Raw genomic sequence first — 25172 nt, 5'->3', positions numbered from 1 at the left:
AAAAACTGCACGACCCCAGGAAAAAATTGCTGGCGTCGGCATGCCGTCGCACTAGGCAATTTTTGCCGACCACGATATTGATAAAGGCAACGGAAATTTTACGTATGTGGCGCGTTGAGCTTTCGCGCTCCTGCGCGCCAGATTGACGCCATCAAGGACTTGAGGGAAGCCGCCATGCGCTACGATGATTTCCGCCGCAGCGACGACATCGAAGATCGTCGCGATGATGGTGGCGGCGGCGGTGGCGGGGGCGGGTTCGGCCTGCCGATGGGCGGCGGCGGGCTCGGCATCGGCACCATCATCGTGCTCGGCCTGATCGGCTACGCTTTCGGCATCGATCCGCGCATCCTGATCGGCGGCGCCGAGATCCTCACCGGCGGCGGCCAGGCGCCCAGCTACCAGACCGATCGCCAGTCGACCTCGGCCAAGCGCGGCGCGCCGACCGACGAGATGGGCAGCATGATCTCCGGCATCCTCGGCGAGATCGACGATCGCTGGAGCGAGATCTTCCAGGCCAGCGGCCAGAACTACACCGGTCCGAAGATCGTCCTGTTCCGCAACGCCACCAATGGCGGCCGCTGCGGCATGGCGCAGTCGGCGATGGGGCCGTTCTATTGTCCGCCCGACCGGACCATCTTCCTCGACACCGGCTTCTTCCGCGAGGTCGAGACGCGCTTTCGCGGCTGCTCCGGCAAGTCGGCATGCGATTTCACCACCGCCTACATCATCGCGCACGAGGCCGGCCATCACATCCAGAACCTGCTCGGCATCATTCCGCGCGTGACGCGGATGCAGCAGCAGGCCGGCAGCAAGGCCGAAGCCAATGCGCTCCAGGTCAAGGTGGAGTTGCAGGCCGACTGCCTGTCCGGCGTCTGGGTCAATCGCGAGGCGAAGAAGCGGCCGAACTTCCTCGAGCAGGGCGACATCGACGCCGCGCTGACCACGGCCAGCGCGATCGGCGACGACACGCTGCAGCGCCAGTCCACGGGACGCGTCGTGCCCGATTCCTTCACCCACGGCTCTGCGGCGCAGCGCAAGCAGTGGTTCATGACCGGCTACCAGCAGGGCACGGTGCAGGCCTGCAACACGTTTGGCAGCGGATCGTAAGCTATTGGTGGCGTCATCCTGAGGTGCTCGCCTCTTGGCGAGCCTCGAAGGATGGCGGAGCCCGTAACCCATCCTTCGAGGCGCGCTTGCGCGCGCACCTCCCGAGCGAACGCGAATGCGTCGTCCGGGGATGACGGCGGTGGGTTTGGAAAGAAGGTGTGAAGCAATGGCCTCCATCGACGAGTCAAAACAGTTCATCCCGCTCAACATCGCGGTGCTCACCGTCTCCGACACGCGTGCGCTTGCCGATGACAAATCCGGTCAGACGCTGGCCGATCGTGTCACCGAGGCGGGCCATCACCTTGCCGCGCGCGAGATCGTCACCGACGATGTCGAGGCGATCCGGGCCGTGATCCGCCGCTGGATCGCGGATGCCGGCATCGACGTCGTCATCACCACCGGCGGCACCGGTTTCACGGGGCGCGATGTCACGCCCGAGGCGATCGAGCCGTTGTTCGAGAAGCGCATGGACGGCTTTTCGATCGCCTTCCACATGATGAGTCACGCCAAGATCGGAACGTCGACGATCCAGAGCCGCGCCACCGCGGGCGTTGCGGGCGCGACCTACATCTTCTGCCTGCCCGGTTCGCCCGGCGCCTGCCGCGACGGCTGGGACGGCATCCTCAGACCCCAGCTCGACTACCGCACGCGTCCCTGCAATTTCGTCGAGATCATGCCGCGGCTGGACGAACATCTGCGCAGACCCAAGGCGCAGGGCGCGACGGTGTAATTGCTTACTTCCCTTCCCCCCTTGCGGGGGAAGGTGGCGCGAATCGCCGGATGAGGGGTATCTATCCACTTGCACGGATGTTCGCGGCGACATACCCCTCACCCAAGTGAGCTTGTGTCTACCGGCTTCGCTGCCCTCTCCCCCAAGGGGCGAGGGCGCAGTCATGCCCATCTCGCTTCCTGCAGCTACAGATCCCGCTCCCAGGTCTCGCCGACCAAATCTTGCCCGAAGCTGTGATGCGGCTCAGTGGCGACCAGCCTGAAGCCCGCACTTTGATAGATGCCGCGTGCGGCCACCAGGATGCTCTGGGTCCACAGCGTCATCCTGCTGTAGCCTCGCTCGCGAGCGCCCTGGATGCATTGCTCGACCAGCGCGCGGCCGACACCGAGCCCGCGCGCTTTCTTCTCGACCTGCAACAGGCGGAGCTTGGCGATCTCGTCCGTGGCCTTGACCAGAAAGATCGAGCCGATCGGCTCGCCATTGGCTTCCGCGATCCAGCAGTGCTCACGCGCGGGGTCGTAGTTCTCAATGAATTGCGCGCAGATCTTGGCGACCAGCGCCTCGTAGCTGATGTCCCAGTTGTAATCCGCGGCATAGGCGGCGGCCTGCCGCGAGATCACCCAGCCCATGTCGCCGACACGGTGGCTGCGCAGCATGAACGCCGCGGGCTGGCTCCGGCGCGGCTCCAGCACGTCCTCGATGGTCGCCATGGCTTGCGTGAGCCGCGCTGCATCGCCGGCCGAAAGCGGAGCCAGCATTGCGGCGACCTCGTTTTGCGAGCCCAGGTTCAGCTTGGCGAAGGCCTGGCGCCCCTTGGCGGTGAGACTGAGCTGGTATTGCCGGCGGTCCGCGGGCAGGGGCTTTCGCGTGATGAGTCCCTTCTCATCGAAGCCTTGGACGATGCGGCTGAGATAGCCGGGATCAAGACCAAGCTCGTTTCCGATCTCTTTTGCCGCAAGGTCGTCGCGATGCGCGAGCTCGTAGAGCACGCGGGCTTCGCTGAGCGAGAACGGGCTCTTGCCGAGATGCTGGTCGAGCACGCCGAGCTTGCGGGTGTAAAAGCGGTTGAAGGTGCGCACCGCTGCGATGTGGTCGTCGGTACCGTTGGTCGGCATGGTTCACCTCGATATTTGCCATAGTCAAATAATTATTTGACGTTGGCAAGTATCTGGTGGCCTCAGCCGACCATGACGATCCGGCTGCGCAGCATGGTCCGGGAGGAGCGGCCGAGCCGCCGCAGCAGCCGTGCCTCGGAGCGGCGGGCCTGGGGCGGGTAGCCGCCGATCCGGTCGTAGTGATCACGCGCGATCAAAAGTCCCTGATCGCCCAGCGGACCAACCAGCTTGCGCACGACGGCGCGGAGCATGTCGCGGAATCCGGTATCGGCGTATGGCGAGCGCGCGTAGCGGAACACTGCGGCACGGTCCCGGCCGCTGGTCGAGACGGCCTGGATGAACTGGGTCGTCTCCTCGATCCAGCCGGTTTCGAGCACCGCGCCGGCGGGGAGAAACATCAGCCAGGGCGAGCGGGCCTGGAGCGCGCCGGCGGCCAGCGCCGCACCCTGCGAGGAGCCCTCGAAGCCGACGAAACGGCAGCCCGCGACGTCGGCAACGCGCTCGATGACGCCGTTGCGGGTGCCGTCGATCAAAAGCACTTCCCGGATGATGCCGGCCGCGGCGCCGGGGACCAGCGCCGCCAAGGTGGCGACCGCCGTCTGCTCGACGCCTTCGGTCGGTATGATGACGCTCAGCATGATTGAGGCTTCGATGTCTGCACTTCGGGAGAAGCGTAGCTTGTTATGATGTTGTCATAAACACGCGGCCTTGCCGAGTGCAACTTTTCGGCGGCGCTTCGGGGGGCGATGGTAAACTGCCGGAGCAATTGCATCCAAATATGTCCCGCGCGGGGTGGCAATGTTGCCGAATATTTCGGCGTAAGCCCCGTTTTAACGATTTTAACCCGGAATTTCGTTCCTATATTGCGCGACATACAGGCAGATCGCAATCCTGCAAGAAGAGGATGGGAGCGGGACGAAAGCCGGAAATGGGAAAATCCTGCATCCGTGTTGCTGACGAGAGCTTCGCATGAACGCCGATCAACTCGCTGTCAGCCTGACGTCGACGTCCCCGAAGCCGGATGCCGCGCCGACTTTGCGGATCCGCGCCGTGATGCTGGGTGAACGCATCAATCCCTCCGGGCTCGAGATCGGTGCGCCAGTCTCCTCGACGCCCGCCGCCTTTCGCGTCCATGCCGGACTCGCCGTCATCTTCCGCTACGGCGTCGTGGTGCTGATCGGCCTGCTTCCTTCCGAAGAGAAGGTTCTGATCGACGGCCTGAAGTCCCGCGTGACCGGCGAGCTCAGCCCCTATGAGGAAGAGATCGCCCAGGCGCAGCTCTGCAAGGATGAAAGCACCGAGGTGATCCAGCCGGGCGGGCCGATCTGCCTTGCCAAATTCTCCGACGACCGGCTGCTGATCGTCGCGGATGCGCTCGCCAAGAGCACCTCGCTCGCCCGCGACGAGCGGCGCGTCGCTGCAGTCTTCGACGTGATCGAGCCCTTTGCACGCGAGCTTGCCGAGCACGGCCGCACGCCGCGCCGCCGCAAGGCCATCCTGCAGCTGATCGGCAACGCGCTTCTGGTGCAGCAGCGCGTGGCCGGCCGTGTTGCGGTGGCCGAGAAACCCGACGTGCTCTGGGAGAAGCCCGAACTCGACCGGCTCTATGCCCGTCTCGAAGACGAGTACGAATTGAAGGAGCGTCTCGATACGCTCGAGCGCAAGCTCACCGCGGTGTCGGAGACCGCTAACGCACTGACCGACATCATCGACACCCAGCGCTCGCTGCGCCTCGAAATCGCGGTGGTGGTTCTGATCGTGATCGAGGTCGCGATCGGCTGCTTCCAGATCCTATCAGGGACTCACTGAGCCGCTCGCTGCGTGCGGGCGGCGCTTGTGCGGGGCGGACCGCGCATGCCACGCGGCGATCTCGGCAAGCTCGGCCTCGGGCCGCGTCTCGACCGTCTCGCAGCGTCCGAGATGAAGCTCTCCGGCATCGCCGTCGATCGTGACCCATTCGTCCTCGCACAGCAGGGCACCGGCGAGCTGGGCCCGCCGCGCGACGGGATCGATCTTCAGGTCGCGGCAGCCGACCACGCAGGGCTTGCCCATCTGCCGGGCCACTAGGGCTGCATGCGAAGTCCGCGCGCCGACCGCCGTGACGATGCCCGCCGCCAGCGCGAAACCTGCGACATCGGCGGTGCTGGTGTCGGGACGCAGCAGGATGACCGGCTCGCCCGCGGCCGAGAGGCGCTGGGCGCTTTCGGCATCGAACGCCGCACGGCCGATGCCGATGCCGCCGGAGGCTCCGACGCCGGCGGTTGCGGGCTTGCCGGGAGAAACCAGTCTGGTTTCCGTGAGCGCGGCGAGATCGATGTCTTCAATGCGCGTCAGGGCCTCGTCCTGCGTGATCAGGCCTTCATGCACGAGATCGATCGCGATCTTCACCGCGGCGCGCGGGGTGCGCTTGGCGGCCCGGGTCTGGAGGATCCAGAGCCTGCCGTCCTCGACGGTGAATTCGACGTCCTGGACGTCGGTGAACTCGCGCTCGAGCCGCTTCAGCACGTCGCCAAGCTCGGCTTCGGTTCGCGGCAATGCGCGCGCGATCGCGTCGGCCGAGTCGGGCGCGCGGCGGCCGGACACGACGTCCTCGCCCTGCGCATCGAGGACCAGATCGATCATCGGGCGCGGCGCCCCGGTCGAGGGATCGCGGGAGAAGGCGACGCCGGCGCCGGAGGCCAGCCCGCCATTGCCGAACACCATCGCCTGGACCGTGACGGCGGTGCCCTCGAGCTCTTCGAGCTGCTGGAGCTTCCGATAGGTCTGGGCACGCTCGCTCATCCAGGACCGGTAGACGGCCTGCGCTGCCGCTTCGAGCTGGGCGACCGCATCGTCGAGCCAGCCATCGGCGCGATCCTCGACCAGCACCTGTTCGTCGCCGGCAAGTCGCTCCAGCGCCTCGCTGTCGAGCTCGCGATCGCTGTCGGCGCCCTCGGCTCCGACCAGTTCGGCGATGCGGACGGCGAATGCCTCGGCGTCCAATCCAAGCACGGTCTCGCCAAAGCTCTCCAGGAAGCGGCGTCGGCAGTCCCAGGCGAGCCGCGGCCGGCCGGTCGCCCGGATCAGTCCGTGCACCGCATCCGGTGTGCAGCCGACATTGAGAACGGTGTCGAGCATGCCCGGCATCGATCGGGCGGCCCCCGAGCGTACCGAGACCAGCAGCGGCTGCCGTCGGTCGCCGAAGCGCTTGCCAGTCGCCTCTTCCAGGAACGCAATTCCTTCCTTGAGCCCGTCGCGCAGACGACGTTCGGCGTGGGCGTGGCGGGCGATGATGTCCGCGCACAGCTTGACCGGCAGCACGAAGGCGGGCGGCACCGGCAAGCCGAGCGCGGCCATCCGGGCGAGGTTCGCGGCCTTGGCGCCGATCTCGTCGGCGGAATGCAGCTCCGTGGCGCCGGCGCCGATACGCACGATATGCATGGTGGTTCTCCAGGTGCACGATCCGGAAAACAGCGAAGCGGTTCTCCGAAAGGTTTTGCGCAAGCAACTAGGCTGCGAGGTCGATCATGATGTGACGGCGCAACAGGTGGCCGAAGCCGGCGAAACGATCGGTGGCGCGCTCGATCGCACGCGCGAGCTCGAGCACTGAGAGCGAGGTCGCGACGTCGAAGCCGCCGCCGAACACCAGTGCGGTCGTCGCGCGTTCCAGGCTGTCCGCGGCATGTTCGGCATCGATCAGCCGGGTCACCGCGGTCAGCGCGTCCTCGGAATCCGCGCGCCGTCCTTCCGGTACATCGGTCGCTGCGGCGATCCCGCTGGCGGCGACTTCGGTCGCGGTCATCGCGACCGCGCAGAGCTCGGCGAGCGCTGTCAGCAGCGAGGGGTCCGCCCGATCGGGCATGAGGGAGGCAATGAAGGCTGCCTGTTCGAGTTCGTCGACGGCTTCTTCGGCGCGATCGGTCAATTGCCCGATCGTCGGCCGCGCGTTGAGCCGGTCGATCTCCTTGCGGGTTTCGAGCGCGATGCGATCGGCCTTCTGCTCGATCGCGCCACAGCGTCGCGCCAGCAGCTTGGGGTCGGCGGGCCGGCCGACCCGAAGCGCGTCGATATGACGAGAGATCGCCGCGACGAGATCATGCGCCAATCCGATCTGGCGCAGCACGGCGGCGAGCAGGGCGCCATCGACGCGCTCCAGGTGTCGCACCAGGTCAGCCTCGATCTGGTCGCGTACTGTCCTGACCGAGCGACCCGTGAGCAGCGCGCCGGTCGAGGCGCGCAGCGCCGCCTTGAGGAAATCGATGGCGGCGGTACGGCCGAGCGCCTGGTCGAGCCGTTCGCCGAAGCCGATCCGCGCGGGGGCGGCATTGCGGACCGCGGATCCGAGAAGTTCGTTGCCGCCGAGCTCGAGGAAGCCGCGGTGTCCGATCCGGTGACGCGCCGCCCATTCCAGGATCCTTGCCGCGTCGTCCTTGGCGACCCAGGTGCGCAACAGCTTGCGTGCCTTGTTCCAGTCGATCAGGAACACCAGTGCGCCGCCCACGGCCGCGAGGAATTCGTTGCGATCGGCGGCATGAGAGGCCTGGAACTGCCCGGTGACGAGATAGAACGAATTGTCTTCACCAAGACCTGCGGCGGTGTGACGGTCGAGCCCGCTCCAGGTTGCCTCGAACTTGTCGAACAGCGAGATGAAGAACTTCGCCCGCGCCAGATGCACGTCGGTGTAGGTGACTGTGACCGCGTTCTTCTTGACCGCGATCACCACGACATGGGCATCGGTGGTGCCGATGTCGTTCTGGATCAGCAGCCGGCCGCCCGAGCGGGTCGCCATGGTGTCGAGGCCGGGGTGGTTGAACTTGAGGCCGCGCGTCTCGTTCAGGCCCTTCATGAAGGCTTCGACCGCGCTGCGATCTTCGCCGTGCAGGCCGAACACATGGGCGCCCTCGAGCGTTTCCTCCGAGCAGCTCGCCGCGAGCTTGTTCAGCGCCTTGTGCAGATCCATCACCAGGCGATGGAGACTGTCGCCGGCCGCCTCAGCGACGCCGGTGAGACGGGCAATGCGGGCAAGATCGATGTCGTTGGTCGCATCGAGCAGGCCGGCGCTGCGGATGGCCGTCAGCCGCGCATTCGCTTTCTCTCCCTCCGAAGACGCGCCAGCGCTGACGGCGCGGATCATGGCCGCGGCGTCGTCCTGGATCTCCTTCATCAGCTTGGCGAGGTTTGGTGCCGCGAGCCGCGACGGTCCGATCAGATGGGCGCCCCCGATCAGTGTTGCGATCGCCGCAGGCGCGATCCCGGCGGCGTGGCTCTCGACTGCAAGCTCGCTGGCCGGACGATCGGGGTTCTGCGCATGACTCACTGCCGCCTGCAGCGCGCTCATTCGCACCTTGATGCGGTCGTTGGCGGCAAGCCCTTCCGCCACCAGCGCGGGCAGAAGAATGCCGCCCTGTCCGAGCTCTTCGATGATCTGGGTTTTCATGGTCTGTCCGCACAGCGATTGATGCGCTCTTTATGCCGCGAAGTTGCGACGGCATCATTGCGGCAGATCATTCATAAAAATGTCATGCGGTATGCGGCTTGCGAAGCAGCGCGGCGCAATGGCGCGCGATGGTGATTTCCTCGTTGGTGGGAACGACGAACACATCGACGGCGCTGTCGCTGCGGTTGATGCGCTCGGACGCCGTGTCGTTGGCGACGGGATCGATGCGCACGCCGAGCCATGCGAGCTGCTCGCCGATCGCACTGCGGATCTCCTTCGCATGTTCGCCGATGCCGCCGGTGAACACGAGGCAGTCCAGCCCCTGAAGCGTGTTCGCCATCACCGCGACCTCCTGCGCCGCGCGGAAGGTGAAGAGATCGATCGCCTCGCGCGCGGCGGGGTCGCTGCTTGCGAGCAGCGTGCGCATGTCGGAGGAGAGCCCGGACACGCCGAGCAGCCCGGACTCGTGATAGAGCAGGTGCTGCACAGCTTCGACGGACATCTTCTCGTGCTGTTGCAGATAGAGCAGCACGCCGGGATCGATCGTGCCGCAGCGAGTGCCCATCACGAGGCCGTCGAGCGGCGTCAGGCCCATCGTGGTGTCGACGCTGCGACCATCGCGCAGCGCGCACAGGCTCGCGCCGTTGCCGAGATGTGCGATGACCGTGCGCCTGGCTGCGAGGCCCGGCGCGATTTCGGCGAGACGGCCCGCGACATATTCGAACGATAGCCCATGGAAGCCGTAGCGCCGGACGCCGCGCGCCTCGAAACGCCCAGGAATCGCGAAGCGGCTCGCGGGCGGCGCGAGGCCGTGGTGAAAGGCGGTATCGAAACAGGCGATCTGCGTCAGCGCGGGCTGGATCGCCTTGATGGTGTGGACCGGTGCGAGGCAGCGGGGCTGATGCAACGGCGCCAGCGGCGTCAGCGCGTCCAGCTTCGCGGTGACCGCTTCGGTCAATTCGACCGGACCGGAATAATCCGGGCCGCCATGAACGATGCGATGGCCGACGGCACCCAAACGGCCTTTGCCAAAATGGTCCTCGATGAAACCGAGCACGTCGGCGAACAGATGACCGCTGTCCGCATCCGACGCTTCTCTCCGCGTCTCGAACAGGTCTTCGCCGGCGGGGCTCTTCACCACGAGCCGGGGCCTGGCCTCGTGCTCGTCGAGCAGGCCCTTGCAGAGCAGGACAGGCTCGGCCGCCGAGATGTCGAACAGGCCGAACTTGATGCTCGACGATCCCGAATTGAGGACGAGAACCGAGGCCGGCGCCGGCATGATGTCAGCCTGTCTTGCCTGGCCAGGCCCAGTCGCGGATCTCGGGCATGTCCTCTCCGTGCTCGCGAATGTAGTGCGAATGCTCGATCAGCGCGTCGCGGAACTGCTGCTTCACTGCCGCGGCTTTGGTCGCAAGGCCCGGCACGCGTTCGATCGCCTCGATCGCGAGGTGATAGCGGTCGAGCTCGTTGAGCACGACCATGTCGAACGGCGTCGTCGTGGTGCCTTCTTCGATGAAGCCGCGCACGTGCAGGCCGGCATGGTTGGTGCGGTTATAGGTCAGACGGTGGATCAAATGGGGATAGCCGTGATAGGCGAAGATCACCGGCTTGTCTGACGTGAACAGGCCGTCGAAGTCGCGATCGCTGAGCCCATGCGGATGCTGCTCCTTCGGCTGCAGCGTCATCAGGTCGACGACGTTGACGACGCGGATCTTCAAATCGGGCAACGCCTTGCGCAGGAGGTCGACGGCGGCAAGCGTCTCCAGTGTCGGCACGTCGCCGGCGCAGGCCATCACCACGTCGGGCTCGCCGGTCGCGTCCTCGTTGCCGGCCCAGCTCCAGATGCCGATGCCGGCATCGCAATGCGTGGCGGCGTCCTGCATCGAGAGCCATTGCGGCGCCGGCTGCTTGCCGGCGACGATAACGTTGATGCGGTTATAGGTGCGCAGGCAGTGGTCGGCGATCCAAAGCAGCGTGTTGGCATCCGGAGGGAAGTAGATGCGGACGATATCGGCCTTCTTGTTGGCGACGAGATCGACGAAGCCGGGGTCCTGATGACTGAAGCCGTTATGGTCCTGACGCCAGACATGCGAGGTCAGAAGATAGTTGAGCGAGGCGATCGGCCGCCGCCACGGCAGATGCCGCGTCACCTTCAACCATTTGGCGTGCTGGTTGAACATGGAATCCACGATGTGGATGAAGGCCTCGTAGCAGGAGAAGAAGCCGTGGCGACCGGTGAGGAGGTAGCCTTCGAGCCAGCCCTGGCAGAGATGCTCGCTCAAGACCTCCATCACGCGGCCATCCTGCGCGAGATGCACGTCGTAAGGTTCGATCGGCTCCATCCAGACCCGCTCGGTTTCGTCGAACACTGCATCTAACCGGTTTGACGCCGTCTCGTCCGGACCCATGATGCGGAAATTGCGCTCGGCGGCGTTGAGGCGAATGACATCGCGCAGGAATTTTCCGAGCTCGCGCGTCGCTTCTCCCGTGACACTGCCGGGCTGCGGCACCTCGACCGCGAAGCTGCGGAAATCCGGCAGCTTCAGTTCTTTCTTCAACAGCCCGCCATTGGCATGCGGATTGGCGCCCATGCGGCGATGGCCCTCGGGCGCCAGCGCCTGAAGCTCGGGGATCAGCGCGCCGCTCGCGTCGAACAGTTTTTCCGGCTCGTAGCTGCGCATCCAGTCTTCGAGAATCGTCAGATGCGCAGGGTTTTCGCGGCAGCCCGCCACCGGCACCTGATGCGCGCGCCAGAAACCCTCGACCTTTTTGCCGTCGACCTCTTTCGGGCCGGTCCAGCCCTTCGGGCTGCGCAGCACGATCATCGGCCAGCGCGGCCGCTCAATCGTCTTTCGGCCGTCGCGGGCGTGCTGCTGGATCGAACGGATGCTGGCGAATGCGACGTCGAACGCATCCGCCATGGCCTGGTGCATCAGCTGGGGATCGGAGCCTTCGACGAACAGCGGCTCGTGGCCGAACCCGCGGAAGAGATCGCGGATCTCCTCGTCGCGCATCCGCCCGAGCACGGTGGGATTGGCGATCTTGTAGCCGTTGAGGTGCAGGATCGGCAGCACCGCGCCGTCGTGCACGGGATTGAGGAACTTGTTGGAGTGCCAGGACGCCGCGAGCGGGCCGGTCTCGGCCTCGCCGTCGCCGACGACGCAGGCGACGATCAGGTCGGGATTGTCGAGCGCAGCACCATAGGCGTGCACCAGCGCATAGCCGAGCTCGCCGCCCTCGTGGATCGAGCCCGGCGTCTCCGGCGCCGCATGGCTCGGAATGCCGCCGGGGAAGGAGAACTGCCTGAACAGCTTGCGGAGCCCGTCCGTATCGCGCGCGATGTTCGGGTAGATCTCGCTGTAGCTGCCTTCGAGATAGGTGTTGGCGACCATGCCGGGGCCGCCATGGCCGGGACCGCAGACATAGAGCACGCTGAGATCCATCGCACGGATGACGCGGTTGAGATGGGCGTAGATGAAATTCAGGCCGGGCGTCGTGCCCCAATGGCCGAGCAAACGCGGCTTGATGTGCTCAGGCCGCAAGGGCTCGCGCAGCAGCGGGTTGTCCAGCAGATAGATCTGTCCGACGGAAAGGTAGTTCGCGGCGCGCCAGTAGCGATCGAGCAGATCGAGGTCGCTGCGCGCTAAGGCCGATTGTTGTTGATTTTTCATATTCCTGCCGACTTTCACCCCAGCGACCGTCACCAACTTTGTTCCGGCACGATTGATCCCTGTTTGCCATCAAACGGGATCGCTGTGACGGGCGTGTTGCGTGATGTCAAAAGACCGCGCCCGAAATTTGGGCGGCTACTGTGCATGGGGTTGTTTTCGAGCTTTTCGTTCTTGTTCTTGATTTGTTCCAGCTGCGTGCTATCTTGGCTTTATGAGTCGAGCATCCTCTCGTGCCCTCAAGCACCCGCCGGTCACGGCGCCCTCCGAGCCGGCGGGTGCGCCTTCCGATTTTCCTGTCGCTTTCCCCGAGCTGGCTGTCGCCATCGACAGCCAGCGCAGGCGCGGGCGGGGCGCGCAATCCAACGCCAGCGGCCGCTACGAGGCCGAGGCGCGGGTCGCCTTCGACGATGGCTGGCAGAGCCTGGAAGAGCTGCCGCCGTTCAAGACCACGGTGGCCGTCGACACCTCGCGCAAGGTGATCACCCGCAACGAGTCGCCCGACATCGGCTTCGACCGCTCGATCAATCCCTATCGCGGCTGTGAGCACGGCTGCGTCTACTGCTTCGCGCGTCCAACCCATGCCTATCTCGGCCTGTCGCCGGGGCTCGACTTCGAGTCGAAACTGTTCGTCAAGCCGGAGGCGCCAGCGCTGCTCGAAAGGGAGCTCGCCGCACCCGGCTACGAGCCGCGGATGATCGCGATCGGCACCAACACCGATCCCTATCAGCCGATCGAGCGCGAGGGAAAGATCATGCGCGGCATTCTGGAGGTGCTTGAGCGCGCCGGCCATCCCGTCGGCATCGTCACCAAATCGGCGCTGGTGACGCGCGACATCGACATTTTGTCGCGGATGGCCAAGCGCAACCTTGCCAAGGTTGGTATCTCCGTCACCTCGCTCGATCCGAAACTGGCCCGCACCATGGAACCGCGGGCGTCGACGCCGTCGAAGCGGCTGGAGGCGCTGAAGCAGCTCTCGGACGCAGGCATTCCGACAACCGTGATGGTCGCCCCCGTGATCCCCGCGCTGAACGATTCCGAGATGGAGCGCATTCTGGATGCGGCGGCGCATGCTGGCGTCAAGGAAGCCTCTTACATCCTGCTGCGGCTGCCGCTGGAGGTGCGCGATCTCTTCCGCGAATGGCTGATGGCGAACTATCCGGATCGCTACCGCCACGTCTTCACGCTGATCCGCGACATGCGCGGCGGCCGCGACTACGACGCAAAATGGGGCGAGCGGATGAAGGGCACTGGCCCGATGGCCTGGACCATCGGCCGCCGCTTCGAGATCGCCTGCGACAGGCTCGGGCTCAACAAGCGCCGCGCGAAACTGACGACGGATCACTTTGCGAGGCCGAAGCCGGACGGCGCTCAGCTCAGCCTGTTCTAGTACGAATGCAAATGAGGCGTAACATGAGTCAAGACGTCCCGGGCCCGATTCCGCGGCTCACAGTCATCACGCTGGGCGTGAGTGACATGCGCGCCAGCATCGCCTTTTACGACGCGCTCGGTTTTTCGCGCCGCCTCAAGGCGACCGGAGAGGCCGTTGCCTTTTTCGACACCGGCGGTCCGGTGCTCGCACTGTTTCCCTGGGATCAGCTCGCGGCGGACGCCGTCTCGCTCGACAAGCCGAGGCCAACGACCTTCCGCGGCATGACGCTGGCCTGGAACTGCGCCACGCGCGAGGAGGTCGACACCGTGCTCGCCTTCGCCGTTGGCAAGGGCGCTGCGCTGTTGAAGCCCGCGCACGAGACCGATTATGGCGGCTATTCCGGTTATTTTGCCGATCCCGACAGCCATCCCTGGGAAGTTGTGGTCGCGCCGGGCATCGAGGTGGGAGAGGACCGCCGGGTGCATCTGGCGGAGTAGACCACTCTCCTGAATAACGGGAATTGTCCGGGGTTCCCGGTTGCGCAAGCAAGGCCTCTTGCGCACGATCCCGGCCATGATTCGGGACAAGTCAGTCGGGAAGCCAGCCAAAGACGCGCCAAAGAAGGACGCCGGCAAGAGGGCCGCGCCCGCGAAGGCGAGCTTTCGCCGCGAGCGTGCGCTGATCAAGCGCGGGGTGTGGCCGATCGCGGGTTGCGACGAGGCCGGCCGCGGGCCGCTGGCAGGTCCCGTGGTGGCGGCGGCCGTCATCCTCGACCCCGACCGCATCCCCCGCGGTATCGACGATTCCAAGCGGCTGACGGCCGAGGAGCGCGAAAAGCTGTTCGAGAAGATTTGCGCGACCGCGCAGGTCTCGGTCGCCGTCGCCTCGCGCGCCAGGATCGACCGCGACAACATCCTGCGCGCCTCGCTGTGGGCGCTGAAGCGCGCCGTGCTGGCGCTGCCCGAGCAGCCCAGGCATGTCTTCGTCGATGGCCGCGACCGGCTCGACACCGAATGCGATTGCGAGGCCGTGATCGGCGGCGATGGTATCGTGCTGTCGATCGCCGCGGCCTCGATCGTCGCCAAGGTGACCCGCGACCGGCTGATGTGTGCGCTGGCGCAGGACTGCCCGGGCTACGGTTTCGAGCAGCACAAGGGTTACGGCGTCCCCGACCATCTCGACGCGCTGAATCGCCTCGGTCCGACCGTCCACCACCGCAGCTTCTTCGCCCCCGTCGCCGCCGCCCGCGCCAGGCACATGCCCTGGACCGTCGAGCCCGTGCGGGACCTGTTTGTGGTGACCGAGGTGGAGGCGCAGGTGGAGGCGGGCGTTGAGATCGACGCCTCAGCAAATCTCTAGGGTTTTGTTCCGCTGCCTGCATCGTCATGGCCGGGCTTGACCCGGCCATCCACGCCTCCCCGCGGCACGAAGAACGTGGATGCCCGGGTCAAGCCGGGGCATGACGAGCAGACTGGCGTTGCCACGACGCGTCACGCCCTTTATCAAAACAGGCGTGAGCCAATAGGGCCGGCTGGACGGGTTGGCTGCATCTTTCAGGCGTTGCATGCGGTTTACCTCCCTGGTCATCGAGCTCATTCGCGCCCGGCCGCGGCTGATCGTGTGGATCGCCGTGCTGCTGCAGGCCGCGATGTGGCTGTTCGTGGCGCTGGTGTTCTACCGCAGCCCGCCCGGCAGCCTCGCGACGCTGCTGGCGTTCGGCCGCGAGTACCAGGTTGGCACGGATCTTGGGCCCCCCTTGCCGGTCTGGCTGGCCGACATCGCCTATCGCGCCGCCGGCGGCCACATGTTCGGCGTCTATCTGCTGGCCGAGCTCTGCGAGGTCGCGACCTTCATCGCGCTCTATCATCTCTCCCGCGCCGTGGTCGGCTCGCAGCAGGCGGTGCTCGCCGTGCTGCTGACCATGACGGTGCTGGCCTTCTCTTCGTCTGCGCTCGACTTCGGCCCGCTGGTGCTGGCGCGGCCGCTGTGGGCGCTGCTGCTGCTGCATTCCTGGCAGATCATCGGCCAGCGCCGCGACAATGCCTGGTTTGCCTGGTCGATCGAGGCCGGCCTGCTGCTGCTCACCACGCCCGCGGCGATCTACCTTCTGTTGCTGATCGTCGTCTTCGCGCTTGCGACCGCCGGCGGCCGTCGCACGCTGCGCGCGCTCGATCCGCTGTTTGCCCTGATCGTCGTTGCCGTGCTGGCGCTGCCCTATGCGGTCTGGCTGATGCGGGCCGAGACGCTCGTCCTGCCGGCCCTGCCTGAGCTCGCAGAGCTGAACGCCCGCGCGATCCACGTGGCCTGGCTGCTCGGTGGCCTCATACTCGGGGCCGCCGCGATCCCGGCGCTGAGCTTCCTCAACACCGGCCTGTTCGTCGCCAAGGGCGAGGAGGCGCCGATCATCTACCGTCCGCCGGTCGAACCTCTCGCGCGCAACTTCGTCTACTTCTTCGCGCTCGCGCCGGCGCTCGGCGCGGTGCTGATCTCGGGCCTGCTCGGGCTCGAGTCCGTCGTCGGCGGCGCCGGTGTCGTGCTGGTCATGTCCGGGCTGGCCGTGGTCGTGGCGGCCGGCGACCTCATCGCGATGCGCCGCGCGCGGTTGCTGCGCATGGTGTGGGCCGCCGCCGTCGTGGCGCCCGCCGCCGGCGTCGTGCTCGCCGTGTTGTTCCTGCCCTGGACCGGCGCAGGCGAGATCGCGACCTCGATGCCGGCGCGCGCGATCTCGGATTTCTTCGACGAGAGTTTTGCCCGCCGCACCAACCATCGCCTGCGCGCGGTCGCCGGCGAGACCCAGCTTGCGAGCCTGATCACGTTGCATTCCGGCCGTCCGCATCTCTTCATAGATGCCCAGCCCGCGCGCACGCCGTGGATCAACCAGGCCAAATTCAGCGAGACCGGCGGCGTCGTGGTCTGGCGCGCCTCCGATACCGCCGGCACGCCGCCGCCGGACATCCTCGCGCGCTTCCCCGGCATCGTGCCGGAGGTGCCGCGCGCGTTCGAATGGCTGGTGACCGGCCGCCAGCAACTCTTGCGCGTCGGCTGGGCCATCGTGCGGCCGAAGGGGACGTAGCTTGTCATTCCGGGGCTCGCGAAGCGAGAGCCCGGAATCCATCGAGCGACAGAGTTGGTGGAGGAATGGATTCCGGGTTCGCGGCTTCGCCGCGCCCCGGAATGACGGCGTGTGTGGCTACGCCGCGCCTAGCGCCAGCACCTTCGCGATCGCCCGCAGATCCTGCCAGGCCAGCCGCTTGTAGGACGGTGAGCGCAGGAGATAGGCCGGGTGGAACGTCGGCAGAGCGCGGATCGTGCGCCCGCCCGTCTCGTAGTCGAACCAGCGGCCGCGGGTGCGCATGATGCCTTCGCGGGTCGAGAGCAGTGTCTGCGTCGAGGGATTGCCCAGCGTCACCAGCACATCCGGGTTCACCAGCTCGATCTGACGCTGGATGAAGGGCAGGCACACTTGCGTCTCCTGCGGCGTCGGCGTGCGATTGCCGGGCGGCCGCCATGGGATCACGTTGGCGATATAGGCCGTGGAGCGGTTGAGCCCGATCGCGCCGATCATCAGGTCGAGCAGCTTGCCACTGCGTCCGACGAAGGGCAGTCCCTCGATGTCTTCGTCGCGGCCCGGCGCCTCGCCGACGAACATGATGCGTGCCTGAGGATTGCCGTCGGCAAACACCAGCCGCGTCGCGGTGTGTTTCAGCGCGCAGCCCTCGAAGCCCTGCATCAGTTCGCGCAGCGCCTCGAGCGTCGGCGCGGTGCGTGCGGCCTCGCGTGCCGAAGCAATCGCGATGTCGGGCGCGGGTGTTGCCTCGCCGCGCATCACCGCGGGCGCGGCAACCGGCCGTGGCGCCTCGACCGGTGGTGCCGCGCGAAGGACTGGCGGCGGAGCGTCCAATTCCGCCAGGCGGTCGACCGGTTCCTCCGCGAGCGCGCAATCGACTCCGGCCTCCAGATAGAAGGCGAGCAGCTCGCGGACGGTGGGTGCGGGTTCGGGTATCATGGGAAAGTCTGACTATTATATCAGTTTGGGGCGTCTTGCATCCCAGCGAAATGCATTTCCGTGGTTGTCCTACCCGGAAAAATCGGAAACAAGAGGGCGCAATCGACCCAAGGACCGTCTCAAGGGCTGAGATCAGATGAGCACCGAAGAACTTCCCCCGCGCGAATCCATGGAATTCGACGTCGTCGTCGTCGGCGCCGGCCCCTCGGGCCTGGCCGCGGCGATCCGGCTGAAGCAGATCAACGCCGATCTCAACGTCGTCGTGGTCGAGAAGGGATCCGAGGTCGGCGCGCATATTCTCTCCGGCGCCGTGATCGATCCGGCCGGGCTCGACAAGCTCGTTCCCGACTGGCGCGAGGATTCCGACTGCCCGCTGAAGACGCAGGTGAAGGAAGACCGCTTCTACTGGATGACGGGCGGCGGCGCGATCAAGCTGCCGAACTTCATGATGCCGCCGCTGATGGACAACCATCACTGCTACATCGGCTCGCTCGGCAATGTCTGCCGCTGGCTGGCGCGCAAGGCCGAGGCGCTCGGCGTCGAGATCTACCCGGGCTTCGCCGCGGCCGAAGTGCTCTATGACGAGCAGGGCGCGGTCAAGGGCATCGCCACCGGCGACATGGGTATCGGCCGCGACGGCAAGCCGAAGGACTCCTTCACCCGCGGCATGGAATTGCTCGGCAAGTACACCCTGTTCGCCGAAGGCGCCCGCGGCAGCCTGACCAAGCAGCTGATCGCGAAATTCGCGCTCGACGCCAAGAGCGAGCCGGCGAAGTTCGGCATCGGCCTGAAGGAAGTCTGGCAGATCGATCCTGCAAAACACCAGAAGGGGATGATCCAGCATTCGTTCGGCTGGCCGCTCGATCTGAAGACCGGCGGCGGCTCGTTCCTCTATCATTACGACGACAATCTCGTCGCGGTCGGCTTCGTCGTGCATCTGAACTACGACGACCCGTATCTGTCGCCGTTCGACGAATTCCAGCGCTTCAAGACCCATCCGTCGATCCGCGGCACGTTCGAAGGCGCCAAGCGGCTCGCTTATGGTGCGCGCGCCATCACCGAAGGCGGCTACCAGTCGGTGCCGAGGCTCACCTTCCCCGGCGGCGCGCTGGTCGGCTGCGCGGCCGGTTTCGTCAACGTGCCGCGCATCAAGGGCGTGCACAACGCGATGGGCACCGGCATGCTCGCGGCAGAACATGTCGCAGCGGCGCTCAAAGCCGATCGCGCCAATGACGAGCTCGTGGACTACGAGAACGCCTGGCGCTCCTCGTCCGTCGGCAAGGATCTGTTCCTTGTCCGCAACGTCAAGCCGCTGTGGTCGAAGTTCGGCACCGTGCTCGGCGTCGCGCTCGGCGGCCTCGACATGTGGTGCAACACGTTGTTCGGCGGCTCGCTGTTCGGCACGCAGCCGCACGCCAAGCCCGACCGCTCGACGCTTGATCCGGCCAAGAGCCACGCGCCGAAGAACTACCCGAAGCCGGATGGCAAGATCTCCTTCGACAAGCTGTCCTCGGTGTTCCTGTCCAATACCAATCACGAGGAGGACCAGCCGGTCCATCTCCGGGTTGCCGACATGAACCTGCAGAAGACGTCCGAGCACGACGTCTTCGCCGGTCCCTCGAATCGCTATTGCCCGGCCGGCGTCTATGAGTGGGTCGAGGAGGGCGCGAGCCCGCGCTACCAGATCAACGCCCAGAATTGCGTCCACTGCAAAACCTGCGACGTGAAAGACCCCAACGGTAACATCACCTGGGTTCCCCCGGAGGGCGGTGGCGGTCCAAACTACGAGGCGATGTAAGAGCGAGCAGATCGGAGTGACGTCAGAGCGGACCAGGTCACAAAAGGTGATCTGACGCACGTTCGCGTGAGGACCCGGCTGCGGCGACCTGCCGCGGCCACGATACCGCCATACTGGCGGCGTCTTGGGGCTCTGTTGGCCGATTTGGGGCGTGCGGAGGGGATCGCCCGGCCCGAATCCTTGCGGCGAAGCGCCAAAAGCGGCATTGTCGGCCCGACGGTTCCGGGTCCGATGCCACCGGCCGCGTTCGCATGCGATACGGCCTTCTGCTGCAAACCCAGGCACTACCAACTCAAGGCGAGCCCTGATGTTCTCAAATCGTTTCAACCGCTGGACTGTTGCCGCCATCGCCCTGATGGGCACAGCGATCGCGACGGTCCCCGGCGCGGTCCTGGCGCAGACGCCGGATCATCCGTCCGACACGGCGGCGCAATTCCCGAGCCGGAACGATCTGAAATCGCTCACCACCGCCGGCAGCTATCTCGCCGCCCGCCACGCCAGCGTCGAGCGCGACGCGACATCGGCCGCCGCCTTCTACCGCTCGGCGCTTCGCACCGACCCGAAGAACAACGAGCTGCTCGACCGCGCCTTCATCTCGTCGGTCGCCGACGGTGATATCGACGAAGCCGTCAGGCTCGCCGAGCGCATCCTCACCATCGACAAGACCAACCGCGTCGCGCGCCTCGTCGTCGGCGTGCATGATCTCAAGGTCAAGAAGTACGCGACCGCGCAGACCAACATCAACCAGTCGATCCGCGGTCCGATCACCGATCTCGTCGCCACGCTGCTGTCGGGCTGGGCCGCCTATGGCGCGGGCGATGCCAAGGGCGGCGTCGCCACCATCGACAAGCTGGCCGGTCCGGAATGGTATCCGCTGTTCAAAGATCTCCACGCCGGCATGATCCTCGAGCTCTCCGGCAAGGAGAAGGACGCCGGCACCCGCTTCGAGCGTGCCTACAAGCTCGACGATTCCATGCTGCGCGTCACCGAGGCCTATGCGCGCTGGCTGTCGCGCAACAAGGACTCGGCCGCCGCGACCAATGTCTACCAGGCATTCGACAAGAAGCTCGCCCGCCACCCGCTGATCGTGGAAGGCCTGCGCGACACCAAGGCCGGCAAGAAGATGCCGCCGCTGGTCGATTCCGCGCAAGCTGGCGCCGCCGAGGCGCTCTACGGCATCGGCGCCACGCTGACCCGCCGCGGCGGCGAGGATCTGGCGCTGGTCTATCTGCAGCTCTCGCTCTACCTCCAGCCGACCCATCCGCTGGCGCTGCTCTCGCTCGCCGATCTCTATGAATCGGTGAAGCGGCCGCAGATGGCGATCAAGGTCTACGAGCGCGTGCCGTCGACCTCGCCGCTCAAGCGCAACGCGCAGATCCAGCTCGCCATCGATCTCGACTCCGCCGATCGCACCGACGAGGCGATCAAGATCCTCAAGGGCGTCACGACCGAGGATGCCAAGGATCTCGAAGCCATCATGGCGCTCGGCAACATCGAACGCGGACGCAAGCGGTTCGGCGACTGCGGCGCGACCTATTCGCGCGGTATCGACGTGCTGCCGCCCGGCGCCGACAAGGCCAACAGCGTCTGGTACTATTATCGCGGCATCTGCGAGGAGCGCTCCAAGGAGTGGGCCAAGGCCGAAGCCGACATGAAGAAGGCGCTCGAGCTGCAGCCCGACCAGCCGCACGTCCTCAACTATCTGGGCTATTCCTGGATCGACCAGGGCGTGAATCTCGACGAAGGCATGAAGATGATCAAGCGCGCCGTCGAGCAGCGTCCCGACGACGGCTACATCGTCGACTCGCTCGGCTGGGCTTACTACCGCATCGGCAATTACGAAGAGGCGGTGAAGAACCTCGAGCGCGCGATCGACCTCAAGCCCGAGGATCCCACCATCAACGATCACCTTGGCGATGCCTATTGGCGCGTCGGCCGCACGCTGGAAGCCAAATTCCAGTGGGCCCACGCTCGCGATCTCAAGCCCGAGCCGGAGGAGCTTCCGAAGATCGAGGCCAAGATCGCCAACGGCCTTGCCGCCGAGGACAATTCGAGCTCTTCGGCCGCGCAGGCGGACAAGAAGAAAGACGACGGCAAGGGCGGCTAATCTGAGTGAGTTCTGGGGGCTGATCGCCGATGCCGGCGTTGATTGAAGAGGGGCGGGCGAAGGTCAATTTGAGCCTTCGCGTCGTCGGCCGTCGTACGGACGGCTATCATGATCTCCAAAGCGTGGTGGCCTTCGCCGACTGCGCGGATCGTTTGACGCTGGATCCGGGCGCCGAGTTGAAGCTCTCCACGACCGGACCGCTGGCCGCGGCCTGCGGCGAGACCTCCGACAATCTCGTGCTCAAGGCCGCCAGGCTACTGGCCGAGGCCGTGCCGAACCTGAAGCTCGGGGCCTTCGCGCTCGACAAGGTGCTCCCTGTTGCGGCCGGTATCGGCGGCGGCTCGGCCGATGCCGCGGCAGCGCTGCGGCTGCTGGCGCGTCTCAACGATCTGTCGCTCGATGATATCAGGCTCCAGAGGGTCGCGCTCGCGACCGGCGCCGACGTGCCGGTGTGCCTGCTCTCGCGCGCCTGCGACATGACCGGTGTCGGCGAGCAGCTGCTGCCTTTGGCGCCGCCGCGCATGCCCTGCGTGATGGTCAATCCGCGCGTGCCTGTTGCCACCAAGGACGTGTTCAGGGAGTTGGGCCTGCGCAACGGTGAACTGCTGGTGGGGGCCACCTCCGTCCTTGAAGCGCCGGCCTGGCCGGAAGAGGGCGGGTCGATTGCCGATTGGGTCGAAGTCCTCGAAACAGTCCCCAACGATCTGGAAGCCCCTGCGCTGCGGATCGAGCCCGTGATCGGCGAGGTGCTGGAGGCCTTGCGCGACTCCGCCGGCGTCAAGCTCGCCCGCATGTCCGGCTCGGGTGCGACCTGCTTTGCGATCTATGGCGCGCCCACTGATGCGCACGCCGCCGCCGAAAAAATCCGGCGCGATCACCCTGGCTGGTGGGTGCATGCGGGGACGTTGAGCTAGCCGCTGCTGTCGTCTGCCAGTAGCCGTAGGGTGGGTAAAGGCGCGATAGCGCCGTGCCCACCATGTATCCAAGTCACGCGATCGAAGTGATGGGCACGCTTCGCTTTGCCCACCCTACGGCAGTGGAGCTAGCCGCTGCTTTCCTCAGCAAGCCCGAGAAACCGCCGGATCTCGCCCAATACCTCTTGCGGCTTGTCGTGTTGCAGCCAGTGCCCGGCCCCGGCTATGGTCTCGATGCGCGCCTGCGGGAAGTAGCGCTCCAGGCCCGCTGCCCTGGCGCCGGCGAGAAAGCTCTCGCCGGCATTGAGCAGCAGCGTCGGGCAGGCGATGCGCGACCACAGCGCGACGTGATCGTCCGGCCAGAGCCGGTGCGGCGCGGAGGCGCGTTGGTAGGGATCGAACTTCCAGCTATAGGTGCCGTCCTCGTTCCGCCGCGCGCCGTGCGTTGCGAGATGCAGCGCGAGCTCGCGGGACAGGCGCTTGTTGTGAAGCACCATCTGCGCGGCCGCGTCCTCGAGGGTCGCATAGCGGCGCGGCGTGCGCTCGTGCAGTCTGTCAAGCTGGTCGACCCATTTGCCGATGCGCTCATGCGCCGGCGGTTTGGGCGTATCCGGCAGCATGGTCACGCCGTCGAGCACGACGAGCTTTGCGACCTGCTCGGGGAATGATCCCGAAAAGATCAGGCTCACCATACCGCCCATCGAATGGCCGATGAGAGTCACCTGGGGTGCCACGATGGTGTGCACGAGCCGGGCGAGATCGTAGACATATTCGGTCAGCGCGTAGCTGCCGCCCTTGGTCCAGTCGGAATCGCCGTGACCGCGCAGATCGGGCGCGACGACGTGGAAGTGCGGTTGCAGCGACCGGGCGATGACGTCCCAACTGCGGCAATGATCGCGGCCGCCGTGGACCAGGATGAGGGGCGGCGCGCCCTCGTTGCCCCAATCGGCATAGTGTAGCCGCAGGCCGTGCGATTCATAATATCGGCTTTGCGGGGCGCTATCCATTTGACGGCCGCCGCGCCAGCGCCAGCGAGAGGCCAAGGCCGGCGATGAAGATTCCGGAGCCTTGCGTAAGCCGCCGCATCAGGTGCGGCCGTCCGGTCAGCTGCGTGCGTGTCGCAGAGGCCATCACCACCACGACGACATCGGCGAGCGTGTTCAGCGTCACCGAGATCGCGCCGAGCATGATGAATTGCAGCGTGGGGTTCGATCCCGCGGGATCGAGGAACTGCGGAATGAAGGCGAGGAAGAACGCGGCGGTCTTCGGGTTCAGCGCTTCGACCAGAACGCCGTCACGGAACGCGCGCGTGTCGCCGACGGGCTCGCTGTCCAGCCACAATGCGCGGCCCGCGCCGCGAAACGTCCTGATGCCGAGCCAGACCAGATAGAGCGCGCCGACGAATTTGACGGCGGCAAACAGCTCGGCGCTGGCAAGGATGATCGCGGAGATGCCGAGGCCGCCGGCGACGACGTGAACCAGCCCGCCCAGCGCGGTGCCTGCGGTCGAGGCAAAGCCGCCGCCGCGCCCTTCCGACAAGGTTCGCGCCGCGACGTAGAAGATGCCGGGGCCGGGAATGGCGGCGATCAGACAAGCAGCTGCGAGGAACAGCCAGAAATTCGTTTCGGTCATCCTGCTTTGGTAGCGATGCCCGGCGTGATTGCAAGTCTTTGCGTCTATCCCATGTGGCGGAAGATCACGCTGGCATTCACCCCGCCGAAGCCGAATCCGTTGGAGATGGCGTGCCGCATCGGCATCGGCCGCGCGATGCCTGAGACGATGTCGATGCCGTCAGCACCAGGATCAGGGTTTTCGAAATTGAGCGTCGGCGGCGCAACCTGGTCGCGCAGGGCGAGAACGGTGAAGATCGCTTCCAGGCCGCCGGCGGCGCCAAGCAGATGGCCTGTGGCCGATTTGGTCGCACTCACCGCAATGCCTCCATTGCGGCCGAACAGCGTGGCGATCGCGCCAAGCTCGCTCTCGTCGCCGGCAGGCGTCGACGTTGCATGGGCGTTGAGGTGCTGCAGATCCGTGGGTGCAAGGTTCGCCTGCCGCAGCGCGATCTCCATGGCGCGGCGGGCGCCGTCGCCATCGGGCGGACCCGACGTCATGTGATAGGCATCCGCTGTGGTGCCGTAGCCGACGATCTCCGCGATCGGCGTGGCGCCGCGCGCGAGCGCATGCTCCAGTTCCTCGATCACCAGAATGCCGGCGCCTTCACCCATGACAAAGCCGTCGCGGTCGCGATCGAACGGGCGCGAGGCGCGGGCGGGCTCGTCGTTGAAGGAGCTCGACAGCGCGCGCGCCGCCGCGAAGCCGCCGAGGCTGACGATGTCGATGCAGGCCTCGGCACCGCCGCAGATCGCGACCTCGGCTTCGCCCGCGCGGATCATGCGCGCGGCATCGCCGATCGCCTGGACGCCGGCGGCACACGCCGTGACCGGCGTTCCCAGTGCGCCCTTGTAGCCGTATTTGATCGAGACATGGCCGGCGGCGAGATTGGCGAGGAACGAGGGGATCGTGAACGGCGAGAGCCGGCGCGGCCCGCGCTGTTCGGTGATGCGCACCGCCTCCGCCATCGCCGGGAAGCCGCCGACGCCGGACGCGATGATCGTCGCGGTCTGCTCCAGCGCCGCCGCATCCTGCGGCGTCCATCCGGCCTGCGCGACCGCCTCCGCGGTGGCGAGCAGTGCGAACAGGATGAAGCGGTCCATCTTGCGCTGGTCCTTTGGCGCGGCGGCCTGCGCCGGATCGAAGCCGCCTTCGGCATCGCCGGCCTTGTCGGGTACGAGGCCGGCGATGCGCGCGGGCAGCGCCTGCGACCATTCGGGCAGAGGCCGCAGCCCGCTCTGGCCGGCGAGCAGCCGGCGCCACGACAGTTCGACACCGCAGCCGAGCGGCGACACCGCGCCCATTCCCGTCACGACGATACGACGCAT

General features: G+C 66.3%; 20 protein-coding genes. 10 read left to right on the top strand and 10 right to left on the bottom strand.

Features of this window, described 5'->3' with window-relative positions:
• The first annotated feature begins 174 nt into the window (after nucleotides 1-174).
• Together ypfJ and moaB are read left to right on the top strand one after the other, a co-directional pair.
• A complete protein-coding gene (gene ypfJ / locus F8237_RS07330) occupies nucleotides 175-1107 on the top strand; it encodes a KPN_02809 family neutral zinc metallopeptidase (protein ID WP_151643275.1) in 933 nt (310 codons plus the stop codon).
• A gap of 166 nt (nucleotides 1108-1273) precedes the next feature.
• Nucleotides 1274-1837 (top strand): molybdenum cofactor biosynthesis protein B, encoded by a 564-nt coding sequence (gene moaB, locus F8237_RS07325; protein WP_151643273.1) that lies wholly within the window; start codon nucleotides 1274-1276, stop codon nucleotides 1835-1837.
• Nucleotides 1838-2022: 185 nt separating this feature from the next.
• On the opposite strand, the gene F8237_RS07320 is transcribed toward moaB, so the two are convergent.
• Together F8237_RS07320 and F8237_RS07315 are read right to left on the bottom strand one after the other, a co-directional pair.
• The gene (locus tag F8237_RS07320; RefSeq protein ID WP_151643271.1) at nucleotides 2023-2952 is read right to left on the bottom strand and encodes a bifunctional helix-turn-helix transcriptional regulator/GNAT family N-acetyltransferase; all 930 of its coding nucleotides are present in this window, start codon (nucleotides 2950-2952) and stop codon (nucleotides 2023-2025) included.
• A gap of 62 nt (nucleotides 2953-3014) precedes the next feature.
• Nucleotides 3015-3590, bottom strand: a complete 576-nt coding sequence (locus F8237_RS07315) for a glycosyltransferase family protein (RefSeq protein WP_151643269.1) — start codon at nucleotides 3588-3590, stop codon at nucleotides 3015-3017.
• A 331-nt stretch (nucleotides 3591-3921) separates the two neighbouring features.
• On the opposite strand from F8237_RS07315, the gene F8237_RS07310 reads away from it, so the two are divergent.
• Nucleotides 3922-4761 (top strand): RMD1 family protein, encoded by an 840-nt coding sequence (locus tag F8237_RS07310; protein ID WP_151643267.1) that lies wholly within the window; start codon nucleotides 3922-3924, stop codon nucleotides 4759-4761.
• On the opposite strand, the gene F8237_RS07305 is transcribed toward F8237_RS07310, so the two are convergent.
• The 4 genes from F8237_RS07305 to F8237_RS07290 form a co-directional block, all read right to left on the bottom strand.
• A complete protein-coding gene (locus F8237_RS07305) occupies nucleotides 4747-6372 on the bottom strand; it encodes a PEP/pyruvate-binding domain-containing protein (RefSeq protein WP_151643265.1) in 1626 nt (541 codons plus the stop codon). The genes F8237_RS07310 and F8237_RS07305 overlap by 15 nt on opposite strands.
• A gap of 67 nt (nucleotides 6373-6439) precedes the next feature.
• Nucleotides 6440-8368 (bottom strand): hypothetical protein, encoded by a 1929-nt coding sequence (locus tag F8237_RS07300; protein ID WP_151643263.1) that lies wholly within the window; start codon nucleotides 8366-8368, stop codon nucleotides 6440-6442.
• Between the two features lie 82 nt (nucleotides 8369-8450).
• Nucleotides 8451-9647, bottom strand: coding sequence for an acetate/propionate family kinase (locus tag F8237_RS07295; RefSeq protein WP_151643261.1), 1197 nt, complete (start codon nucleotides 9645-9647; stop codon nucleotides 8451-8453).
• A gap of 4 nt (nucleotides 9648-9651) precedes the next feature.
• Nucleotides 9652-12039: a phosphoketolase family protein gene (locus F8237_RS07290; RefSeq protein WP_162005914.1), complete on the bottom strand. Its 2388-nt coding sequence runs from the start codon at nucleotides 12037-12039 to the stop codon at nucleotides 9652-9654.
• Between the two features lie 211 nt (nucleotides 12040-12250).
• On the opposite strand from F8237_RS07290, the gene F8237_RS07285 reads away from it, so the two are divergent.
• The 4 genes from F8237_RS07285 (at nucleotide 12251) to F8237_RS07270 (ending at nucleotide 16481) form a co-directional block, all read left to right on the top strand.
• On the top strand, nucleotides 12251-13426 hold the full coding sequence (locus tag F8237_RS07285) for a PA0069 family radical SAM protein (protein WP_151643259.1): 1176 nt from the start codon (nucleotides 12251-12253) through the stop codon (nucleotides 13424-13426).
• 23 nt (nucleotides 13427-13449) lie between these two features.
• Nucleotides 13450-13905: a VOC family protein gene (locus F8237_RS07280; protein WP_151643257.1), complete on the top strand. Its 456-nt coding sequence runs from the start codon at nucleotides 13450-13452 to the stop codon at nucleotides 13903-13905.
• A gap of 76 nt (nucleotides 13906-13981) precedes the next feature.
• Nucleotides 13982-14767 carry a ribonuclease HII gene (locus F8237_RS07275; protein ID WP_151643255.1) on the top strand — a complete coding sequence of 262 codons (786 nt, stop codon included), beginning with the start codon at nucleotides 13982-13984 and terminating at the stop codon, nucleotides 14765-14767.
• Between the two features lie 205 nt (nucleotides 14768-14972).
• Nucleotides 14973-16481, top strand: coding sequence for a glycosyltransferase family 39 protein (locus F8237_RS07270; protein WP_151643253.1), 1509 nt, complete (start codon nucleotides 14973-14975; stop codon nucleotides 16479-16481).
• Between the two features lie 117 nt (nucleotides 16482-16598).
• Here F8237_RS07270 and F8237_RS07265 read toward each other — a convergent pair whose 3' ends face one another.
• The gene (locus tag F8237_RS07265) at nucleotides 16599-17414 is read right to left on the bottom strand and encodes a uracil-DNA glycosylase (protein WP_151643251.1); all 816 of its coding nucleotides are present in this window, start codon (nucleotides 17412-17414) and stop codon (nucleotides 16599-16601) included.
• Nucleotides 17415-17550: 136 nt separating this feature from the next.
• Here F8237_RS07265 and F8237_RS07260 point away from each other — a divergent pair, with 136 nt between their 5' ends.
• The 3 genes from F8237_RS07260 (at nucleotide 17551) to F8237_RS07250 (ending at nucleotide 22233) form a co-directional block, all read left to right on the top strand.
• Nucleotides 17551-19212, top strand: coding sequence for an electron transfer flavoprotein-ubiquinone oxidoreductase (locus F8237_RS07260; RefSeq protein ID WP_151643249.1), 1662 nt, complete (start codon nucleotides 17551-17553; stop codon nucleotides 19210-19212).
• 307 nt (nucleotides 19213-19519) lie between these two features.
• A complete protein-coding gene (locus F8237_RS07255) occupies nucleotides 19520-21319 on the top strand; it encodes a tetratricopeptide repeat protein (protein WP_151643247.1) in 1800 nt (599 codons plus the stop codon).
• 29 nt (nucleotides 21320-21348) lie between these two features.
• Nucleotides 21349-22233: a 4-(cytidine 5'-diphospho)-2-C-methyl-D-erythritol kinase gene (locus F8237_RS07250; RefSeq protein WP_151643245.1), complete on the top strand. Its 885-nt coding sequence runs from the start codon at nucleotides 21349-21351 to the stop codon at nucleotides 22231-22233.
• A 128-nt stretch (nucleotides 22234-22361) separates the two neighbouring features.
• Here the strand turns inward: F8237_RS07250 and F8237_RS07245 are convergent, their stop codons facing one another.
• From F8237_RS07245 to fabF, 3 genes are read right to left on the bottom strand one after another with little or no spacing between them, the layout of a single operon-like run.
• Nucleotides 22362-23240 carry an alpha/beta fold hydrolase gene (locus F8237_RS07245; RefSeq protein WP_151643244.1) on the bottom strand — a complete coding sequence of 293 codons (879 nt, stop codon included), beginning with the start codon at nucleotides 23238-23240 and terminating at the stop codon, nucleotides 22362-22364.
• On the bottom strand, nucleotides 23233-23865 hold the full coding sequence (locus F8237_RS07240; RefSeq protein ID WP_151643242.1) for a LysE family translocator: 633 nt from the start codon (nucleotides 23863-23865) through the stop codon (nucleotides 23233-23235). The genes F8237_RS07245 and F8237_RS07240 overlap by 8 nt, the downstream gene beginning before the upstream one ends.
• 44 nt (nucleotides 23866-23909) lie before the next feature.
• The gene (gene fabF / locus F8237_RS07235) at nucleotides 23910-25172 is read right to left on the bottom strand and encodes a beta-ketoacyl-ACP synthase II (protein WP_151643240.1); all 1263 of its coding nucleotides are present in this window, start codon (nucleotides 25170-25172) and stop codon (nucleotides 23910-23912) included.

Source organism: Bradyrhizobium betae (genome assembly GCF_008932115.1).
Taxonomy (GTDB): Bacteria; Pseudomonadota; Alphaproteobacteria; order Rhizobiales; family Xanthobacteraceae; genus Bradyrhizobium; species Bradyrhizobium betae.
This window is presented reverse-complemented; position numbering and strand designations above follow the sequence as displayed.

What these genes read in the sequence shown, in the direction of transcription:
- F8237_RS07300 (WP_151643263.1), bottom strand. Translation starts at nt 8,368, where the DNA reads ATGAAAACCCAGATCATCGAAGAGCTCGGACAGGGCGGCATTCTTCTG.
- F8237_RS07250 (WP_151643245.1), top strand. Translation starts at nt 21,349, where the DNA reads ATGCCGGCGTTGATTGAAGAGGGGCGGGCGAAGGTCAATTTGAGCCTT.
- F8237_RS07260 (WP_151643249.1), top strand. Translation starts at nt 17,551, where the DNA reads ATGAGCACCGAAGAACTTCCCCCGCGCGAATCCATGGAATTCGACGTC.
- F8237_RS07240 (WP_151643242.1), bottom strand. Translation starts at nt 23,865, where the DNA reads ATGACCGAAACGAATTTCTGGCTGTTCCTCGCAGCTGCTTGTCTGATC.
- F8237_RS07265 (WP_151643251.1), bottom strand. Translation starts at nt 17,414, where the DNA reads ATGATACCCGAACCCGCACCCACCGTCCGCGAGCTGCTCGCCTTCTAT.
- F8237_RS07245 (WP_151643244.1), bottom strand. Translation starts at nt 23,240, where the DNA reads ATGGATAGCGCCCCGCAAAGCCGATATTATGAATCGCACGGCCTGCGG.
- F8237_RS07270 (WP_151643253.1), top strand. Translation starts at nt 14,973, where the DNA reads ATGCGGTTTACCTCCCTGGTCATCGAGCTCATTCGCGCCCGGCCGCGG.
- F8237_RS07310 (WP_151643267.1), top strand. Translation starts at nt 3,922, where the DNA reads ATGAACGCCGATCAACTCGCTGTCAGCCTGACGTCGACGTCCCCGAAG.
- F8237_RS07295 (WP_151643261.1), bottom strand. Translation starts at nt 9,647, where the DNA reads ATGCCGGCGCCGGCCTCGGTTCTCGTCCTCAATTCGGGATCGTCGAGC.
- ypfJ (WP_151643275.1), top strand. Translation starts at nt 175, where the DNA reads ATGCGCTACGATGATTTCCGCCGCAGCGACGACATCGAAGATCGTCGC.
- fabF (WP_151643240.1), bottom strand. Translation starts at nt 25,172, where the DNA reads ATGCGTCGTATCGTCGTGACGGGAATGGGCGCGGTGTCGCCGCTCGGC.
- F8237_RS07280 (WP_151643257.1), top strand. Translation starts at nt 13,450, where the DNA reads ATGAGTCAAGACGTCCCGGGCCCGATTCCGCGGCTCACAGTCATCACG.
- F8237_RS07285 (WP_151643259.1), top strand. Translation starts at nt 12,251, where the DNA reads ATGAGTCGAGCATCCTCTCGTGCCCTCAAGCACCCGCCGGTCACGGCG.
- F8237_RS07255 (WP_151643247.1), top strand. Translation starts at nt 19,520, where the DNA reads ATGTTCTCAAATCGTTTCAACCGCTGGACTGTTGCCGCCATCGCCCTG.
- F8237_RS07290 (WP_162005914.1), bottom strand. Translation starts at nt 12,039, where the DNA reads ATGAAAAATCAACAACAATCGGCCTTAGCGCGCAGCGACCTCGATCTG.
- F8237_RS07320 (WP_151643271.1), bottom strand. Translation starts at nt 2,952, where the DNA reads ATGCCGACCAACGGTACCGACGACCACATCGCAGCGGTGCGCACCTTC.
- moaB (WP_151643273.1), top strand. Translation starts at nt 1,274, where the DNA reads ATGGCCTCCATCGACGAGTCAAAACAGTTCATCCCGCTCAACATCGCG.
- F8237_RS07305 (WP_151643265.1), bottom strand. Translation starts at nt 6,372, where the DNA reads ATGCATATCGTGCGTATCGGCGCCGGCGCCACGGAGCTGCATTCCGCC.
- F8237_RS07315 (WP_151643269.1), bottom strand. Translation starts at nt 3,590, where the DNA reads ATGCTGAGCGTCATCATACCGACCGAAGGCGTCGAGCAGACGGCGGTC.
- F8237_RS07275 (WP_151643255.1), top strand. Translation starts at nt 13,982, where the DNA reads ATGATTCGGGACAAGTCAGTCGGGAAGCCAGCCAAAGACGCGCCAAAG.